Here is a 17,264-nt window from a genome sequence, read left to right as displayed (position 1 = left end):
ACATTCATTCAACGACAGGGACATGGACATGAAAATCAAGGTCGACCTGGATGCTTGCCTGCAGCACGGCCAATGCGTGATTGCGGCGCCGGAGATTTTCTCCTTCGACGATGATGGCAACCTTCAATGGAAGGCGGCGCCGGACGAGGCGCTGCGCGATGACGCAGAGGCAGCTGCGGATGCCTGCCCTGAGCAAGCGATCATTGTGGAGTGAGACGGGAATGACTTCACCCAGAATCGCGATTGCCGGGGCCTCGCTTGCGGGGGTGCGAACGGCGGAGGCTCTCAGGGCCGCGCTGCCGAACGCACGGATCGTCCTCGTCGGCGAAGAACGCCACGCACCCTACAACCGCCCCCCTCTTTCCAAGGATGCGATCGAAGGGCTTGCGTCGGGTCATCCGTCGCAGGAGCAGATACTTGAGAAGCTACTCTTGCGCAGCAAGCTGAGCCCCGGCGATGTGGATCTTCGGCTCGGTCGCGCCGTGGTGTCAGTGGAAAGTGGCCAGTTGCGACTTGCCGACGGAGCGCGCGTTTCCGCCGACTGGATCATCGCCGCAACCGGGCTGCGTCCGCGCCATCTTCCGCAGAAGGGGGCAGAGGAACGTCGGTATGTCCTGCGCGGCTTTGATGATGCGTGCCGCCTTGCCGGTCGGCTTCGGGCCGGATCCCGGATGGCGGTGATCGGCGGGGGCTTCATAGGATGCGAGATCGCCTCGACCGCTTGCAAGCTGGGCCTGCATGTCACCATCGTGGAACCGGAGCCACAGCCGATGCTGCACGCGTTGGGAACTCGCGTGGCGGCGGCAATGGGCAATCTGCATCGCCGCCGCGGTGTACGTCTTCTGACTGGGCGCAGGGTTCATTCTTTCAGCAACGGGAACGTCGTGCTGGATGACGGAGAGGCGCTCGAAGCAGATGTGATCGTTGAGGCGCTCGGGACGGTTCCGAATACCGAATGGCTTACCGGGACGGGAGTGGATCTTTCTGATGGGGTGCTTGTCGATGACAGGATGATCGCCGCCGGCAGCAGCAACATGCTTGCCGTGGGTGACATCGCGCGCTTTGCCAACTTGCGCTTCGATGCAACCTGCCGCCGGGTCGAACACTGGTGCGTACCGGGACAAACCGCCCGGCGTGCGGCAGAAACCATTTCGGCACTAAGCGAGGGCAGATCACCGTCTGGTGGTTTTGCACCGATGCCGAGTTTCTGGAGTGAACAGCACGGGATGCGATTGCAATCATTCGGTGCCCCGGCCCTGGCCGACACGCAAACCGTTATCGAAGGCGATTTGAGCCAGGTCGGCGAGGCGCCGATCATCGTGGAATACGCCCGTCGCGGAGAGCTTGTGGCAGTGGTCGGACTTGGCGCCCGTCCCAATTCGCTTGCCCGGCATCATGCCCGTCTCGACAAGGCCACAATTCAAACCATGAGCGCATGAGGATCCAATGACAAATGCCCTGAAAGCATCACTCGACTCATTCGGCGCCGAAGTCGTGCATGTCGGCCAGTTCGATTATGCCTCGGTTTTCCGCGAACGGCGTCTGCGCAAGGAACAGTTCCTTCACTGGTCGAAAGATGCGCGCTTTGCCAATGTTTTAGCCTATTGGGACAGCACCGATGAGCTTTTCGGCGGAACATCCTACTATACTGAGACGCTGGAGATTGACGCAGAGTCCATGCGGCGCAACCCTTCGGAGCCGAACGCGGTTTCGGTCATTGCCGAGTTGTCCGGGGAGGCGCGAGAATTGATGCCGCGACAGGTTCTGCGTGTGCAGATCGAGCGGGCGGAACGGCTGGGCTATAAGGTCGACGGCGCGTTCGAGTTCGAGTTGATCGTTCTCGATGAGGATGCCAACTCGGTTCGCGAGAAGGAATTTGAGGGACTCGGCAAGTTTGCTGCCGACAACAAGTGCTGGTCGGGAAGCACTGCCAATGCTCATGCGGGTTTCATCGCCGGCCTGGAGGCGGAGATTCTGGATCACGACATCTCGCTTTACGGACTTGGTGTCGAACTTGGGCCAGGTTGCCTTGAGGCGACACTAGGCGCAACCGAGGGGCTGCGCGCAGCAGATGACGCGGCGTTCCTACGGATGGCGGCACGCAGCTTTGCCCGTCAGCAAGGCAAAACGATCAGCTTCATGCCGTATATCGGCGCCGACTACCCGGGCATAGGTGGCCACTGTACGCTCAGCCTGAAGGACAAGACGACGGGAGGTAACCTCTTTTCCAACCCGCAAGGGACTACGAGCAAGTTGGCGCGGCAGTTCATCGCCGGGATGATGGAAGTTGTGCCCGACGCCTTTGCGATGTGCACATCAAGCGTGAACGGCTATCGCCGTCTTGCGCCCGGAAGCTGGGCGCCGAAGTCTCTGACATGGGCGGAATATCCGTTCACAGTCGCCGTGCGATCTGTGCCCAGCAAAGAATCCCGCGCACGCCTCGAATTCCGCGTCCCGCCGGCCGACTGCAACCCCTACCTTACTATGGCGCTGATGCTCGGTGCCGGACTTGACGGTATCGAGCGCGACTTACCTGTGCCGGCCCCGGCAGAAGCTGCAGGCCCTGATTTCGTGCCTGAAGGGGCACAGCGCTTTCCGCGCGATCTTGCAGAAGCGGCGGACCGTCTTGCCGGTTCAGACCACGCCCAACGAATCTTCGGTGAGCCGTTCACAAGGAATTTCGCGGCCGCCTGTCGCGCCGAACACGCCAGCCTTGCCAAGGCTGTAAGTGCGCAGGAGCGCGGCAGGTATCTCGAAGGCTGAATGAAAACAACATCGACAGGGAGACAACGATGAATACCCAGATCAGAGGTGGAACAAAGGTGGTTCAGAATACCGACACTGATTACCATCGCGAAGCGGATGCACCGGGCCGCGCGGAACTGGTGGAACGGGTCCGCCGGAAGATCGATACACTTGGCGTTGACTACATCTATTACCAGTACATTTCCATTACCGGCCGGGTCATGGGAAAGGCAGCGCCCGCGCGCCACTGGGAAACGCAGGCACGAAAGGGCGTGCAGACATGGATGGGCGGGGTCACCAACGTTCTGCCTAATTTCAAGGGGGAACTGATCGGCTTCGATGCCAACGCAATGGAATGTATTGCGCTGCCCGATCCCGACACCTTTGTGCAATTGCCATGGGACAAGCGTGTTGCCCGGGTGTTCTGCACGCTGTTTTACAGTCTTGAAGAACCCGATTGCCCCGGTGCCTACTATGAATACGATACGCGCGGCAATCTCAAGCGGTTCGACCGCGAGTTTCGCGCAGCGCACAACGGACTGCACCTGCGTGTCGGGCTGGAGCCTGAAATGCTCTGGCTCAAACCGAAGGAAGGTGAAGTGCAGCCCTATGAAGGGATCACCGAGCCGCTCGCCTACCATATCGGACAGTTTGAGAAGGCCCGCGACCTCTGGATGCAGGTTTCAGACTACGCCCGTGCCATGGGCCTCGATATGATCCAGGGCGACTGCGAGGATGCTCCCGGCCAGATCGAACTCAATTATCAGTTTGATGATGCGCTTGCGACCTGCGACCGGATGACGACCTATCGCCAGATCTGTGCAGAAGTCGCCCGGCAGCGGGGATTGATTGCCTGCTTCATGGCGAAGCCGTTCATGGGTTACGCGGCCAATGGCTGTCACCATAACTGCTCGCTATGGTCAGACGGCGGGCGGGAAGTGCAGGAACTGGTACCCGGGGAACTTCCGGGGATGGAAGAAAACTGGATGTACTCCAAAGGCGGAGTGAACATGTTCGAAGGCACGGATGGCACCTGGTTGCCGTCCGAGCTTGGCCACTGGGCGCTTGGTGGATCGCTGAAACATATCGGTGCGCTTACGTCGATCGGTGCTTCGACCGTTAACAGCTATCGGCGCTTCAACGATTATGGTCTGTGGGCCCCGATTGGTGCAAACTGGGGGCTTCAGAACCGCTCTTGCACGATCCGTATTTCGTCCCCCGACCGATTCGAATTCCGGGCCGTCGACAGCATGGTAAATCCGCACCTGTTCTGTAGTGCTCTTCTCAAGGCGATCGACGACGGGATTCGCAACAAGATCGACCCCGGCGCGCCGGAATCGCGCAATGTTACGGAGGTCTGGCAATCAGGTGGTGATGTCGAACTCATTCCACTCAATCTGAAGGATGCTCTCATCGCATTGGAGAAGGATGAAGTGATCCGTTCTGCGCTGCCAGGCCGACTTTACGATGTATACAACGAGTACAAGCAGGACGAATGGACGCGCTTCCTGCGTGAAGTCACCAACTGGGATGTGGACCAGTATCTGCATTGCGTGCCCTGACCTGTACCCAGTCCGCAAACGAAGGAGATCCGCATGGGCAAACACATCACAGACCGAACCGAGATGACCGACACGCTTTGCCGTGACGGGTTGATTGCCCATGCGTGCGAAACCCAAGAGCGCAGGCTCGGACTCAAGCCCCGAACGGCGGCCGGGCAACCTTGGTCACTGATCTATCCGCTGGCAGACCGCGAACAACTTCAGGGGCTGTTCGCGCAGACCGATCCGGGGCCACATGTCCTGTCGCTCGATATGCGGTGCCGGGATGGCGGTCTGATCGAGGCAACGGCCATTGCTACGCTCGTTCAGGATGACGCAGGGCAAACTTGTTTGCGAACTGTGAAATGGCCACGCGCGGGCAGCCTGAAGGACCTTGCAAGGCTGGCAGAGGAGAATGAGATCCTCGGTTCTATTCTGGAAGCGTCTGACGATGCAGGATGGTGCATGGAATGGAGAGAACCCGTTGATCTCTCCGCCCCCGAACAGGAGATTATCCGGCAGGTTTTCGAGAATGGCCCGCGCTGGCGCTTTTGCAACGCGGCAATGGCCCGGCTCTACCGGACGCCGGATGGTGCGGATTTCAATGAGCGTCCCGTCCACGAGACCTTTCCGCGCAGCAAAGAAAACGAGGCGTTCATTCGCCAGCTGATCCATGCGGATTTCAACATAATCGGATCGCCGTCCCGCGATCTGCGGTACGATGGTGTCTATATCGAGGTCGAGAACGATGTCCGCGGTCAGGTCCGGGGCAACCTGCTCTATCGCATGTGGGGCACGGTGCGGGACGTGTCAAAGCATGCGCGCCGGAATGCGGTGCTGCGCGAGCAGATACAAACCCTTGAGACGGTTCTATCCGGCCTGCCCGAAGGGATACTGGTCGTGGATGACGAGGGCCAGGTTCTCGTGACGAATGCCGCGGCAGAAGAACTTTTCGACATGTCGCACGAAACCCTTCTTGAGTGCAGGCTGAGGGATCTGCTCACCCCGGCGCTCGCTCTGCCCGACCTTTTCGACAGCGCGGCAGAGCAGGTTCCAGGACATCCGACACGCATTATTCCCGTCCAGTTGAGACGCCCGGACCGGCCCGCACAGGCGGATCTTTCGGTTCGGTCGGTCCGGCTCAACACCGAGGAATGTCTGGTCGTGAGTTTTCGTATGCGGCTTGGATCGGCGCGGCTGCCCGGTGCAGAAAACGCTTCTGCCGCCGAGCAGGCACGGGGCTAAGGATGGGAGAGCGCGTGATCAAGCCACCCCAAACCAAGGTCGGCATTGGTGTCACAGAGGCCCTTGACGCGATTCCGGACGGGCTGATCGTGCTCGACGGCGAACGGCGGGTCGTTTTCTGCAATCGCGAGGCCCGAGTGATCCTCGGCCTTGAGGCCGAACAGATCGTGGACCGATCCTTCAGCAAGGTTTGCCGTGACAGTTCGCTCAACTGGGTGCTTCTGGAGGAGATGATCGAGGCCGGGCGCAACGGCAACGTCGTTCTGAGGGGGGATGCCGTCGGCTCGGTTTTCGTGACGCTTCGTCGTGCCGACCCCACCGGACAATCGGATGGCCACGTCATCCAGCTTCGTGATCTGGCGGTGTTCGATCACGCTCGCAGAAAGGCAGAGGGACGACGGGATCCAGTCGCAACTCCAGGCGCGGCGGATCACCGGATACGGCCGGATTTCGCGCGGCAACGCAGCATTTCTCCGTGGCTCGATCGGATGCTCTCACGCGGGGAGCGGGCGCTGGTGCAGGGTGCGCGCGTAATCATCACCGGCGAATCCGGGGTCGGCAAAACCGAGGTCGCCCGGCATCTGCATGCCTTTGTCGCTGGAGCCACAGATCCGTTTGTCGCGGTGAACTGTGCCGCGATCCCCGAGAGTCTGTTTGAATCTGAACTTTTCGGCTACGAGAAAGGTGCGTTTACCGGCGCCTCCACCGACGGCAAGAAGGGGTTGATCGAAGCTGCTGAAGGGGGGACCTTGTTTCTCGATGAAGTGGGCGAAATCCCTTTGCCGCTTCAGGCCAAGCTTCTGTCTTTTCTGGAGGACGGGGTTATCACCCGAATTGGCGGGACGCGCCCGCGCCGCGTGAATGTGCGTGTGATTTCCGCGACGAACCGCGACTTGCCCGAGATGGCCGAGGAGCGGCAGTTCCGGCTGGACCTCTACTATCGACTTGCGGTCGTCAACATGCCCATGCGGCCCCTGCGCGAGTTGCCCGAAATTCTTGGGTATCTGGTCGACAGATTTCTTGCCGCGATCAATAAGCGCCGTTCCGTTCCCCTTGTGCTCGACGAGGATATGCGCGCGCGTCTTCTTGCGTATGACTACCCGGGCAATATCCGCGAGCTGTGGAACCTCATTCAGCAAATTTCCGTGCTCGGGGTGGACGAGGATGAAATGCCCCGCCGCCTTATGGCGCTGGCCCCTGAAGAACCGCCAGCGCAGCCGGACGGGCAGCCGGACCTTTCCGCGGGCCTGGATCTCAGAGCGGCAGTCGCGGAGTATGAATTGCGGATCATCAAGGATGCAATCCGTATACACGGCAGCAAACGAAAGGCTGCCGCGGCTCTTGGCGTCGATATCGCCACAATCTCAAGAAAAACAAGAAACCGATAATCAACCAACAGAGGATAACAACCATGAAAATCAGAATGATAGCATCATACACGATGGCTCTTTCCGTTGCTGCCGCCCCGGCACTGGCGGAGGGCACGCTCAACGTGCTGACCTGGGAGGGCTATGCCGATTCCTCCTTCCTTGACCAGTTCGTTGAAGAGAGCGGGTGCGAAGTCAACGCGACTTATGTCGGCTCGAATGACGATTTCGCTCCCAAGCTCATGGGCGGCGGCGGTGTCTATGATCTTATCACACCCTCGATCGACACGACTGCGCTGATGATCGATCTTGATCTGGTCGAGCCCCTTGATCCATCCATGATCGAGGGCTGGGACGGCATCTATCCCAAGTTTCTCGCCCTCGACGGGATACAGCGGGACGGCGAGTACTACGGGATGCCTTACAGTTGGGGCGCGATTGCCTTCATGTATCTCGACAAAGCCTTCGATGAGCCGCCAACATCGCTCGACGCTCTGTGGAGTGAAGAAAACTCAGGAAAGATTTCGCTCTGGGATGACAAGAGCTCGATCTACGTCGCTGCGCGCAGAAACGGCGACATGAATATCTACAATCTGTCTGACGAACAGATCGCCGCCGCCAGAGAGTCCCTGATAGAGCAGAAACCGCTGGTGCGGAAATACTGGTCAACGGCCGGTGAGCTGGTGGATCTCTACAAGGCGGGTGAGGTTATCATCTCCAATACCTGGGCGGGCTACCAGTCTTCGCTTCTGGCGGCAGAAGGAATCGAGGTCACCGAGTTTATCCCCGAGGAAGGCGCAGAGGGCTGGATGGATTCATGGATGGTGGTCAAGAACACCCCCAATCGCGAATGCGCGTACAAGTTCCTGAACATGCAGCTTTCAGAGCAAGGACAGTGCGGTGTGGCCAATGTGAATGGGTATTCGGCGGCGAATGCAGAGGCGGCACGCTCTTGCATGACCGATGAGCAATTCGAGGCCCTGCATCAGGATGATCCCGAATACCTGGACAGCCTGCTGATCTGGGCTCCGCTCGGGGATCGTTTCGAGGCCTATCTCAATGCCTGGAACTCGGTGAAAGCACAGTAGATCCGGACGACAGGAACCAGAAACAAGGCGGAGCGTGTCCATTGGCGCTCCGCCCCACTCAGAGAGGGAGTAGAGGCAGATGGCCTCCATTATCGAACTCGATCGGTTGTCCAAGCACTACTCCAGCAGCATCGTTGCTGTTGATAATGTGACATTCGCGGTCGAAGACGGGGAATTCGTCACGCTTCTGGGCCCATCCGGTTGCGGCAAGTCAACGTTGCTTCGGATGATCGGGGGCTTCGAAGACCCGACAGACGGCGCGATCTGGCTAGCTGGAAAAAACGTCACCTGGGACCCCCCGCACAGGCGGGATGTGAACATGGTGTTTCAGGACTATGCGTTGTTTCCGCACATGACAGTCGGGGAGAATATCGGCTATGGCCTCAAGCTGAAGAAACTCAACCGCACGGAAATCGGAACCAGTGTTCAGGGGGCCCTCAGTCTTGTCGGTCTCGAGGACAAGATTGATCAGCACCCCTATCAGCTTTCAGGCGGTCAGCGTCAGCGTATCGCACTTGCCCGGGCCATCGTGCGCAGACCGAAAGTTCTGCTTCTGGATGAACCCCTTTCGGCGCTGGACGCGAAACTGCGCGGGCAGATGCAGCTTGAATTGAAACACCTGCACGAAAAGGTCGGCATCAGCTTCATCATGGTCACCCATGATCAGACCGAAGCGTTGGTGATGTCGGATCGCGTCGTTGTCATGGACAGTGGCCGCGTTGCGCAGGAAGGCTCCCCCAATCTGCTCTACGATAATCCCAATTCTCCTTATGTGGCGAATTTTATCGGAACGACGAATTTTCTCGACGCCCAGATAGCACGAGTTGACGGGGACCGTACGCGAATTTCCGTTGCCGGAGTCGAAATCGAAGCCGTTGGCGAAACGCACCGCCGGGCTGGTGATGCCATAACCGTCGGCTTCCGCCCCGAGAAGGTTCGCATTCTCAAGGATGGCGAAACCGGCGACAACGAGATCCCCGGTGAGATAGCCGAGGTGGTATACTACGGGTTGGGTCTGCGCCTGTCCGTGGCTGTTCAGGGTGGCGGACGTGTCTACGTCGACAGTCTTCTGCCGGATCGGCTGGCCGATTCACAGGTGCCCCCGGTTGGTCACCCGGTCCGCATGGCGCTTTCTTCGGGAAATATCTTTCTCTTCGATGAGGGAGTGGCGTAATGCGGTTTTTGAGCGAGAAGCTGCCGGGAGTGGCGGTATTGGGCATTCCGCTACTATGGATTTCGGTGTTCATGCTGCTGCCCTATGCCATCATCGCCACCTATAGCTTCTGGACCAAGCAGTACCCGACATTCAGTCCTGATTTTCAGTTCGGCAACTACCTCACGCTGTTTACGGATCCGCAGTATTCCAAGGTTCTGATACGCACGCTGAAGGTTTCACTTCTGGTATCGCTGTTCTCCTTTCTTCTTGGCTATCCCTTCGCTTACTTTCTGGCCTTCCGCTGCAAATCGCAGGCTTTGCGAACATGGCTCTACATGGCGGTTATCGCGCCGCTTTGGGTGAGCTACCTGCTGCGCGCCTATGTGTGGAAGACGATCCTCGGGACCGAAGGAGTCCTGAACTCCTTTCTCATGAGCATCGGCATTCTGTCGGAGCCGTCGGATATGTTCCTCTACAATCAGTTCGCGATGGTCGTGACGCTCACCTATATCTTCATCCCGTTCATGGTGATGCCGATCTATACCGCTCTGGAAAAGATCCCGCGCAATCTTGTCGAGGCTTCCGCTGATCTCGGGTTGAGACCGATACCGACATTTCTGCGGATAACACTGCCCCTGTCGATACCCGGTGTCGCGGCGGGATTCACCATGACCTTCTGTCTCACGTTCGGCGACTTCGTCGCGCCGTTCCTGGTTGGCGGGCCGGATGGCAATCTGGTTGCCAACGTTATCGTAACGCAGTTCGGGACTGCGTTGAACTGGCCGATGGGGTCCGCCTTGTCGATTCTGGTTCTTGTCATCGTATTGACGGTTCTGTCGCTTTCAGGGCGTGTTGAACGCCACTATAGCCCCAAAGAGGTATGATATGGTCATGACCCTTAGTACCCCGCGGGTTGCCGCGCCCGTGAAGAAAAAGCGTAGCGTGGTGCAACGCTTTGCCGCCGATACAGCGTTCATGACCTTTGTGGCGATCCTGATGGCGTTTCTCTATATTCCGATCTGGATTCTGATCATCTTCAGTTTCAACGACTCCCGTTCGCTGACATGGCCGCTGTCAGGATTCACGCTGGAATGGTATCAGCGCCTGTGGAACAACTCCCAGCTTCAGGACGCCATCGGAAACAGCTTCTACGTGGCCAGTTGTGCGACGGTGCTGACGCTTCTTGTAGGTGTGCCAGCGGCGCTGGCGCTGCATCGGTTGCATTTCCCGGGCAAAACTGTCTTTCGTCGGCTGGTTGTTCTTCCGATCACATTGCCCGGCGTCGTGACGGGTATTTCCATGCTGAACCTGTTCCGGGTTCTCGGCTTCGATCTTAGCCTTGAGACGGTCATTCTTGGCCACGCCACGGCGCTTCTGGCCGTGGTGGTCACCCAGGTGTCGGCGCGGCTCGAACGGCTTCCCAAGTCACTGGAAGAAGCGTCGGCCGATCTGGGCGCCACCCAGATCTATACATTCATCCATATCACCTTGCCCAATATCCGCTCCGCGGTGATCGGGGCGGGATTGCTGTCCTTCGTGCTGTCGTTCGATGAAATCCCGGTGACCTTCTTCCTGACCGGGCGCGACAACACGTTGCCGATGTATATCTATTCGACGATGCGACGGGGCGTGACCCCCGAAATCAACGCCGTCGGAACTCTGATTGTTCTGTTCTCGCTGATCCTTATTGTCGCGGCGGTGATCGCCACGCGGGATCGAAAGCACTGAGAGGCCCGATGAAGGTTTGTATACTTGAAACCGACCGCCCGGATGATGCGAAGCTGGCCGGTCACGGCACCTATGTCGATATGCTCGAAGCCCTGCTTGGGCCGGCTCTGCCGGAAGCGCGGTTTGACAAGATAGATGTCACAGCGGCGGCATTGCCGGAAGATCCCCGCCGGTTCGATGCATATCTGATCACGGGGGCGCGAGCGGGTGTGTACGACGACCATCCTTGGATTTCGCCTCTCATGGCCTTTCTCCGCAAGGTGGCAGAGGCCCGGGTGCCACTGTTCGGGGTCTGTTTCGGCCATCAGGTCATGGCGCAAGCGTTCGGTGGCGAGGCGAGAAAGGCGGAATGCGGCTGGGTTCTGGGCCGCAATACGCAAACCCTGACGTCAGATGGCGAAGCCATTTTCGGGGCAGGTCCGCTTGAGGTTCTGTCGATTCACCAGGATCAGGTCATCACGAAACCGCCGAATAGCCGACGCCTCGTCGATAACGCGGCCTCTCCCAATGGGGCGCTGATCTATGATGATTTTCCCGCGATGTCAGTTCAGTTTCACCCCGAGTTTGAACGTGAATTCTTCGCCAAACTGCTCGACATGTTTGCCGGCTCCCGCTTGTCGGTAGAGCAGGTCGAGTCGGCCAAGACGGGGCTGGACAGACCTTTGGATACGGAGAGGATCGCACGGGGGATTGCCGATTTCCTAAGATCGAGAACGCTCAGCCCGGAATGAAACTCAGCCCGCAAATCGTTCTTGCTCAGCAAACCCGGCTAAAGCTCAGTCAGGACATGCTGCGTGCGATCGGCTTTCTTGAATTGTCCAATCTCGAACTGGCGATAAGCCTTCGTGAGATAACCGCTGACAACCCGTGGATAGAGTTGCACCTCCCCTCCGCGCTTGAATCCGGGATTGCGGTCGAAGCTGAAACTCCGTCGCTGATATCGCATGTGCTTGCGCAGTTGCCTGATCTGGTCCCGGCGCCGCAGGATCGTAGTGTGGCGCTGGAACTGATTGACGAGATGGATTCCAACGGCTTCATCATCCGTCCAATAGAGGAAATCGCGCAAAGGAGCGGGCTCCCCATCAAAGAGGTGCTGCGAATTCTCACTGCCTTGCAGAAAATTGAACCGCGTGGCCTTTTCGCAAGATCGGTTTCGGAATGTCTTGCGCTCCAGCTGGAGGAAACCGAGACGATTTCCGAGGAGATGCGTTGTGTGCTCGATGCCTTGCCAAGTCTTTCAAGAGGCGGGTTTGCCGCGCTCCAGCGCGAAGTGGATTTGCCTGAGGATTCCGTGACCGCGGCATTGGCACGACTGCGCACGCTAAACCCCCGACCAGCGGCGTGTTTTGCTTCGTCCCACGCGTTGCCGCGGCTTGCCGACCTCGTTTTTCACAATAGAAGCGGCGCCTGGGAGGTGGACGTGAACCCCGACACCATGCCGAAGGCGACCTTGATCGACCCGGGAACGGCGCATAGGACCGCCGGCACCCGGCTGTCTCAAGAACGGTCAGAGGCACGCAACCTGATCATGGCCCTTGAGCGTCGCAGACGATCACTCCTTTCAATCGGAAGGATTCTGGCCCGCGAACAGGCTGAGTTTCTTACAAAGGGTGCGGGCGCTCAACGCCCTCTCACAATGCGGGCAGTCGCGGCGGAACTCGACCTGCATGAAAGCACGGTGGGGCGGATCGTCAATTCCGGGGCCGCCGCGACACCTCTCGGGACGTTTCCATTGCGGACATTTTTCTGTCGGGGCGTGCGTCGCCGCGACCAGACGGCCCCGCCGACCAGTGAACCCGCCATCCTTCTGCGCATCAACGAGATCGTCAAAGCAGAGGAGCCCGGCGCCCCCCTTTCGGATGCCGGAATTGCCGAGAAACTAGCGAGTGAAGGAATCATGGTTTCGCGGCGCGTGACTGCCAGGCTAAGAGCACGTGCAGGACTGGGAAATCGTGCGGAGCGACGGCGCAGGCACCACACGGCCGATCCGAAGAACGACTTAAAATAGCCGCCCCCCTATCCGCCTTTGCCCGCGACGTCGAAGCCAAACGCGCGATGAGGGGTTTTGTGTGGTATTGGCAACGCGCACTCGATCAGACACTCAGGCATATGTCGCGCGCGTTGCGGGAGAATTGGCCCGCAGTCTATGATGATGCGATGTTCAAGACCTTTCACGCAAGACCGTTCTGAGGTGACCGTCCTCGAACAGGTCGGCCGTCACGCCGCGCGCAAAGGGCTCGGCCCGGTGGCGCGGCGTGTGCTTGCCCGGCCCTTTAGGCGCGGAAACGCACCACGCTACGCCGTCATCTTTGAGGCGAATCGAATTTCCTATTCGCAGATTTTTCCGTTTGTGCAGCACGCGGCGGAGATCGAGCGGCGGCACGGCGTGCAACTGCGGTTCTACACCGTCGAGACGGCAGAGACGCTCGATTTCTCCAACGTTGACCGCGTGCTGATGCAGCTATGGTTCACCCGCGAGCGTGCCGTCTTCGAACGGCTCTTCGAGCGGGCCGAACGTGGCGGGGCAAACGTCGTCGCCTTCCTTGATTCCTTCGCGCATAACGACCTGAGGCTGGCCCCGGTTCTCGACCCCCATATCGAATTCTATCTCAAGAAGTCGCTCTTTCGTGATCGCGGCCAATACGATGCGCCCACGCTCGGGCATACCAACCTGACCGACTTCTATAACCGGGTCTACGGAATCGAAGATGAGCAAACGCGATGGGAAATCCCTGAAGGCTTTCTTGACAAGCTGCGGCTATCGCCCAACTTCTTCACCGCCCCCGATCTCTATCGCTACTTTCTCGATCACGATATCGAGGCCCTCTTGGCCGGCCCGCGCGACATCGACGTGCACGCCCGTCTCGGCAGCCAGGGTTCGCCCTGGTACTCGGCCATGCGACAGCACGCGTCGAACGCGGTTTCCGCCCTGACCGGACTCAAGGTGGTCTCGGACGGGCTCGTAGACCGGCGCCGCTTCAATGCAGAGCTCAAAGGCTCGAAGATCTGCTTCAGCCCATTCGGCTATGGCGAAATCTGCTGGCGCGATGTCGAGGCGGCGGCATTCGGTGCGGTGCTTCTCAAGCCGGATATGGACCATCTTCAGGTGCTCCCGAACATCTATAAGGCGGGCGTGACCTATGTGCCGGTCAAATGGGATTTCTCCGACATCGGCACTCAGGTTGCGTGGATACTCGCCAACCCGGACGACGCCGCTGGCATTGCCCGGGCAGCATTCCTGCGGATACGCGACTATCTGGAAACCTCCCGCTTCGTGGATGACATGAGTTTTCTTTTCCAGGAACACGATGGTGTTGCCCGACGCTTAACCTGACCTGCGGGCCCGCACGGGACACTTCGGCGGCAGACGGCTGCGCCAGTGCCAATGGGGCGAATGTATGCGCGCCCAAGTGATTCGAAATACAAGCATCTGGTGTAACATACTGGTTTTAATTGCCTTTTCACAACGCCAACTTTCTTGCTTGGCGAAAGCGTGCGCACTTGGACCGAAAGCTTGCGCACAAGAACCGACAAAAAAAGGCCCGCACAAGGCGGGCCTCTGCATACCAGATTTCGCAGCAGTTATCTGGTTCGCTTGAGAACCTCTATGAGCCGAGCCTGGTCGAAACCATCCTGATAATTGGGCATGGTGAAAGGGGAGTATCCGACCGGGGTCGAGTAGGTCTTGGCGTATGCATAGGAGAAGTGGTCCTTGGTGCAGACTTCTTCTTTCAGAAACTTGGCTCGAGTGAACGCCTCGATCAGCATCTCGATGACCAACCCCCATCGATTGCAGCAGGTGAATGCGAGGCGTTCAAGGAAGTCTTCAGTTGCAAGCGGCGTGAAATCCAGTCCGGCTTGTTCCGCATAGCTGAAGGTCAACTGCAACATCTCGTCTTTATCGGCTGGACAGGACAAGTCGATCTCTTGGAACCGAACAGTCCGAAGCAGGCGAGAGAGCTGCTCTTCCTTCGCGACATGCGTCGCAAGGCTCGGTATGCCAGACAGGATTAACATTAGCGGCCAGCGTGACTCCTTGAGCAGAGTCTTGAAGCTATCGAGTATCTGCTGATTGGTCCTTTCGCCGTCCTCTGAGAATACGTGCTGGCATTCATCGAAGTGGATGCCCACTACACCCTGGAGCTTGGCGTATTTTATGACCATTTCCCAGATATCGGACTGGGTCCGACGCCCCTTCAGCGGGTAGCCAAGTTGATGCAAGACCTTCAGGCCAAGATCTTTCCAAGTGACTTTACCGGACAAAATGCAGTGGATAATCGTCCCTTGCCGCCCATCAGGCATGACCACCGACCCGTCGTTGAATCGTTCCAAGAGGCGCTGGATCTCGCGTGATTTGCCCTGGCGGGATTCTCCGATAACCATCAATCCCCGCGCTTCAAATGGGTTTCCGGCTGACGCCTTTGTGTAATAGTCGGTGACACACCAAGACATAGCTTCGAACAAAGCTTCTCCCCGATTGAATGGAAAGTGGGCGCTCTTGAGAGGTGCAGACACTTCGACGATCTTGGTATTGATGAATGACATTAGTTGAGACCTTTCAGGTTTTGCGGGCGAAGCAGCGTTTCCGGCGTGTTTTCTTTTGATTTTCGTGGCTTGACCGGTTTGTTCGTTCGCTTTGTTTCACCTTCAGCCGATACGATGTCTGAGGTTCCGCCATATCCTGATCCCGCATCATCTGATGCGTAGTCGGGATCGACAGTAGTCGATGCCGAACTATCATCGACGCCAACGAAAAAGACCCCGTCGCCAGGTTGGATATTGGTGATCTCACCCGGGCGGGTCGTTCCCGCCAAAGGCTGAGATCTTATCGCCCGCGCACCCGCGAAGACCGCTTTCGCCATCTCCCGGCATTCTGCAACGGTCGAGTAGCTGCGCGGCAGATTATGCTCCACTCCGATCGCTTTGATTTTATCGTAGCGCTGCCGCCTTGTTCGCATGATGCGGTCCTCGTAGATTTCACGGCTGTCGGGGTCCTCCCGCCGATATTCAGCCATGAGCCTGAGAACTTCCGGGAGTGTCATATCCGCGAACGCCGTGACCTGAAGCGCAACTTCGACGGGGTCCTTAACCCCCGGCAGAACGACGGTCGCCGAGTTCAGATCATCAGGATCGATGAAAACCTTGACCTTGCCTTTTAACCGATCCCGCAGGATCTGAAATTTATCTGAGTTGAACCAGATGCCGTGGAAGACGCGCACGCCCTCATCTGTTGGCGTGACCATTTCTTCCCATCCCAGCCGAATGCGTCTGTCATGGGGGTCAATAGGTGCAACCTGACCACGCGTTGCATTCACGGATGCGTAGACTTCCGCCGGACGACGTCCATGCATCCCAACCCCATAGTGTCGGATGGATGGATATTCGTCGATGAAATACTTGGTCAGTATTTCGTGCAATTGCTCGACGGTCAGAACGCCGTTGGCCACGGCGTCGTAGCCTGGCAACTCGCCTGGACGTCCACCCGTGTAGCCCGGGAGCGCGCGAAAAATGTCGATTTCCATCGTTCCGAAAAGCCGTTCGCCGATTGACCTGTCTGTGGCGGCATATGTCCGCGTGGTGCTATTGACGCTTCCGATGCCCATAAGGGCGCCAATTGTTTTCGAGTTTCGCAATCCGGGGCCGTTGTCATTCTTGACGTGCATAAGCCCAACCGCAGAGGCTGGATGGCCGCTACATCCATAGAAATGCTTCTCTCGGTCCTTGTCACGGGTCGCCATCCGGAACAGTGCAAGCGTGGCCTCTGCATTTGGATTCTCAGCAATGACCCATGCGAGCGGCATCCTGGTAGCGACGTCGATCATGACCAGAATCCACAGGCGTGTTTTGATATACTCATCTAATTTCTTGAGGGCGTCCTTTTGGTTTCTGGACAGGTGCTCCCACACGCCCGCATTCTTGGCAGAGACAATCAAAGAGATTTTGCACTCATCGATTTGGACGTGCTCACCGATCATCAGGGCCTGATAGTCGGTGCTGCCGCGGCCACGCTTGTTCCGAGCTTCACGAAGCCCTTTGGTCGCGACCAGCAGTTCGGTCGGACTCAGTAGGTCGTCCCGATGTTTGGACACCGTTTTGTGCGACGGTATCACAAGCTTGGGCAGGTCGTTGCGTGCTCTCTTCTTGTTTTCCTCCCGTATGCTGGTTTCAAGATATTGCAAGACATTGGAGACGAGCGGACTGCGAAGATCTAATCCTTCCTTCTCCCACGCTTCAGTCATCAATTCCCGAACCAGAAAACAGATACGCGGCGTATGATTCCCCTTCAGATGATCCAGTGGAACAAGCGCGTCGATCGGCGACTCATTTGGATCAAGATTTTCGTAGACTTCGAGGTTTTCTACGAGCGTTCTTCCTCTGTAGATGACCATTCCCT

General features: G+C 58.1%; 15 protein-coding genes. 13 read left to right on the top strand and 2 right to left on the bottom strand.

Translation table 11 applies throughout. The features are described 5' to 3' along the window. The first annotated feature begins 28 nt into the window (after positions 1–28). The 13 genes from BMW66_RS16795 (at position 29) to BMW66_RS16735 (ending at position 14,204) form a co-directional block, all read left to right on the top strand. Positions 29–214: a ferredoxin gene (locus BMW66_RS16795; protein WP_093120157.1), complete on the top strand. Its 186-nt coding sequence runs from the start codon at positions 29–31 to the stop codon at positions 212–214. Positions 215–221: 7 nt separating this feature from the next. After that, complete coding sequence (locus BMW66_RS16790) at positions 222–1,439, top strand: NAD(P)/FAD-dependent oxidoreductase (RefSeq protein WP_217639330.1); 1,218 nt, start codon at positions 222–224, stop codon at positions 1,437–1,439. A gap of 7 nt (positions 1,440–1,446) precedes the next feature. After that, complete coding sequence (locus BMW66_RS16785; protein WP_093120154.1) at positions 1,447–2,763, top strand: type I glutamate--ammonia ligase; 1,317 nt, start codon at positions 1,447–1,449, stop codon at positions 2,761–2,763. A gap of 29 nt (positions 2,764–2,792) precedes the next feature. Continuing rightward, a complete protein-coding gene (locus BMW66_RS16780) occupies positions 2,793–4,307 on the top strand; it encodes a glutamine synthetase family protein (protein WP_093120152.1) in 1,515 nt (504 codons plus the stop codon). A gap of 33 nt (positions 4,308–4,340) precedes the next feature. Continuing rightward, the gene (locus BMW66_RS16775; RefSeq protein ID WP_093120151.1) at positions 4,341–5,531 is read left to right on the top strand and encodes a PAS domain-containing protein; all 1,191 of its coding nucleotides are present in this window, start codon (positions 4,341–4,343) and stop codon (positions 5,529–5,531) included. Beyond that, on the top strand, positions 5,441–6,919 hold the full coding sequence (locus BMW66_RS20875; protein WP_093120149.1) for a sigma-54 interaction domain-containing protein: 1,479 nt from the start codon (positions 5,441–5,443) through the stop codon (positions 6,917–6,919). Before BMW66_RS16775 ends, BMW66_RS20875 begins: the two co-directional genes overlap by 91 nt. 53 nt (positions 6,920–6,972) lie before the next feature. After that, positions 6,973–7,986, top strand: a complete 1,014-nt coding sequence (locus BMW66_RS16765; RefSeq protein WP_245729524.1) for an ABC transporter substrate-binding protein — start codon at positions 6,973–6,975, stop codon at positions 7,984–7,986. A gap of 79 nt (positions 7,987–8,065) precedes the next feature. Beyond that, entirely contained in the window at positions 8,066–9,160 is a 1,095-nt protein-coding gene (locus BMW66_RS16760; protein ID WP_093120146.1) for an ABC transporter ATP-binding protein, read from the top strand. Beyond that, a complete protein-coding gene (locus BMW66_RS16755; protein WP_093120145.1) occupies positions 9,160–10,026 on the top strand; it encodes an ABC transporter permease in 867 nt (288 codons plus the stop codon). The genes BMW66_RS16760 and BMW66_RS16755 overlap by 1 nt, the downstream gene beginning before the upstream one ends. 7 nt (positions 10,027–10,033) lie before the next feature. After that, entirely contained in the window at positions 10,034–10,870 is an 837-nt protein-coding gene (locus BMW66_RS16750; protein ID WP_093120192.1) for an ABC transporter permease, read from the top strand. Positions 10,871–10,878: 8 nt separating this feature from the next. Then, positions 10,879–11,601, top strand: coding sequence for a type 1 glutamine amidotransferase (locus BMW66_RS16745; RefSeq protein ID WP_093120144.1), 723 nt, complete (start codon positions 10,879–10,881; stop codon positions 11,599–11,601). Continuing rightward, positions 11,598–12,878, top strand: coding sequence for an RNA polymerase factor sigma-54 (locus BMW66_RS16740; RefSeq protein ID WP_093120143.1), 1,281 nt, complete (start codon positions 11,598–11,600; stop codon positions 12,876–12,878). The genes BMW66_RS16745 and BMW66_RS16740 overlap by 4 nt, the downstream gene beginning before the upstream one ends. A gap of 183 nt (positions 12,879–13,061) precedes the next feature. Further along, on the top strand, positions 13,062–14,204 hold the full coding sequence (locus BMW66_RS16735) for a glycosyltransferase family protein (protein WP_093120142.1): 1,143 nt from the start codon (positions 13,062–13,064) through the stop codon (positions 14,202–14,204). A 248-nt stretch (positions 14,205–14,452) separates the two neighbouring features. On the opposite strand, the gene BMW66_RS16730 is transcribed toward BMW66_RS16735, so the two are convergent. Together BMW66_RS16730 and BMW66_RS16725 are read right to left on the bottom strand one after the other, a co-directional pair. Further along, positions 14,453–15,415: an ATP-binding protein gene (locus BMW66_RS16730; protein WP_093120140.1), complete on the bottom strand. Its 963-nt coding sequence runs from the start codon at positions 15,413–15,415 to the stop codon at positions 14,453–14,455. Next, on the bottom strand, positions 15,415–17,264 hold a 1,850-nt coding region (locus tag BMW66_RS16725), incomplete at its 5' end, for a DDE-type integrase/transposase/recombinase (RefSeq protein WP_093120139.1). The genes BMW66_RS16725 and BMW66_RS16730, both read right to left, overlap by 1 nt.

This window comes from Salinihabitans flavidus, from assembly GCF_900110425.1.
In the GTDB taxonomy this organism is placed as follows: Bacteria; Pseudomonadota; Alphaproteobacteria; order Rhodobacterales; family Rhodobacteraceae; genus Salinihabitans; species Salinihabitans flavidus.
The sequence above is the reverse complement of the archived record's forward strand: the minus strand, read 5'-3'. Positions and strand labels throughout refer to the sequence as shown.

Bases quoted from the DNA above. Each gene is read 5' to 3' on its own strand.
- BMW66_RS16795 (WP_093120157.1), top strand. From the start codon at position 29: ATGAAAATCAAGGTCGACCTGGATGCTTGCCTGCAGCACGGCCAATGC.
- BMW66_RS16790 (WP_217639330.1), top strand. From the start codon at position 222: ATGACTTCACCCAGAATCGCGATTGCCGGGGCCTCGCTTGCGGGGGTG.
- BMW66_RS16785 (WP_093120154.1), top strand. From the start codon at position 1,447: ATGACAAATGCCCTGAAAGCATCACTCGACTCATTCGGCGCCGAAGTC.
- BMW66_RS16780 (WP_093120152.1), top strand. From the start codon at position 2,793: ATGAATACCCAGATCAGAGGTGGAACAAAGGTGGTTCAGAATACCGAC.
- BMW66_RS16775 (WP_093120151.1), top strand. From the start codon at position 4,341: ATGGGCAAACACATCACAGACCGAACCGAGATGACCGACACGCTTTGC.
- BMW66_RS20875 (WP_093120149.1), top strand. From the start codon at position 5,441: ATGTCTGGTCGTGAGTTTTCGTATGCGGCTTGGATCGGCGCGGCTGCC.
- BMW66_RS16765 (WP_245729524.1), top strand. From the start codon at position 6,973: ATGGCTCTTTCCGTTGCTGCCGCCCCGGCACTGGCGGAGGGCACGCTC.
- BMW66_RS16760 (WP_093120146.1), top strand. From the start codon at position 8,066: ATGGCCTCCATTATCGAACTCGATCGGTTGTCCAAGCACTACTCCAGC.
- BMW66_RS16755 (WP_093120145.1), top strand. From the start codon at position 9,160: ATGCGGTTTTTGAGCGAGAAGCTGCCGGGAGTGGCGGTATTGGGCATT.
- BMW66_RS16750 (WP_093120192.1), top strand. From the start codon at position 10,034: ATGACCCTTAGTACCCCGCGGGTTGCCGCGCCCGTGAAGAAAAAGCGT.
- BMW66_RS16745 (WP_093120144.1), top strand. From the start codon at position 10,879: ATGAAGGTTTGTATACTTGAAACCGACCGCCCGGATGATGCGAAGCTG.
- BMW66_RS16740 (WP_093120143.1), top strand. From the start codon at position 11,598: ATGAAACTCAGCCCGCAAATCGTTCTTGCTCAGCAAACCCGGCTAAAG.
- BMW66_RS16730 (WP_093120140.1), bottom strand. From the start codon at position 15,415: ATGTCATTCATCAATACCAAGATCGTCGAAGTGTCTGCACCTCTCAAG.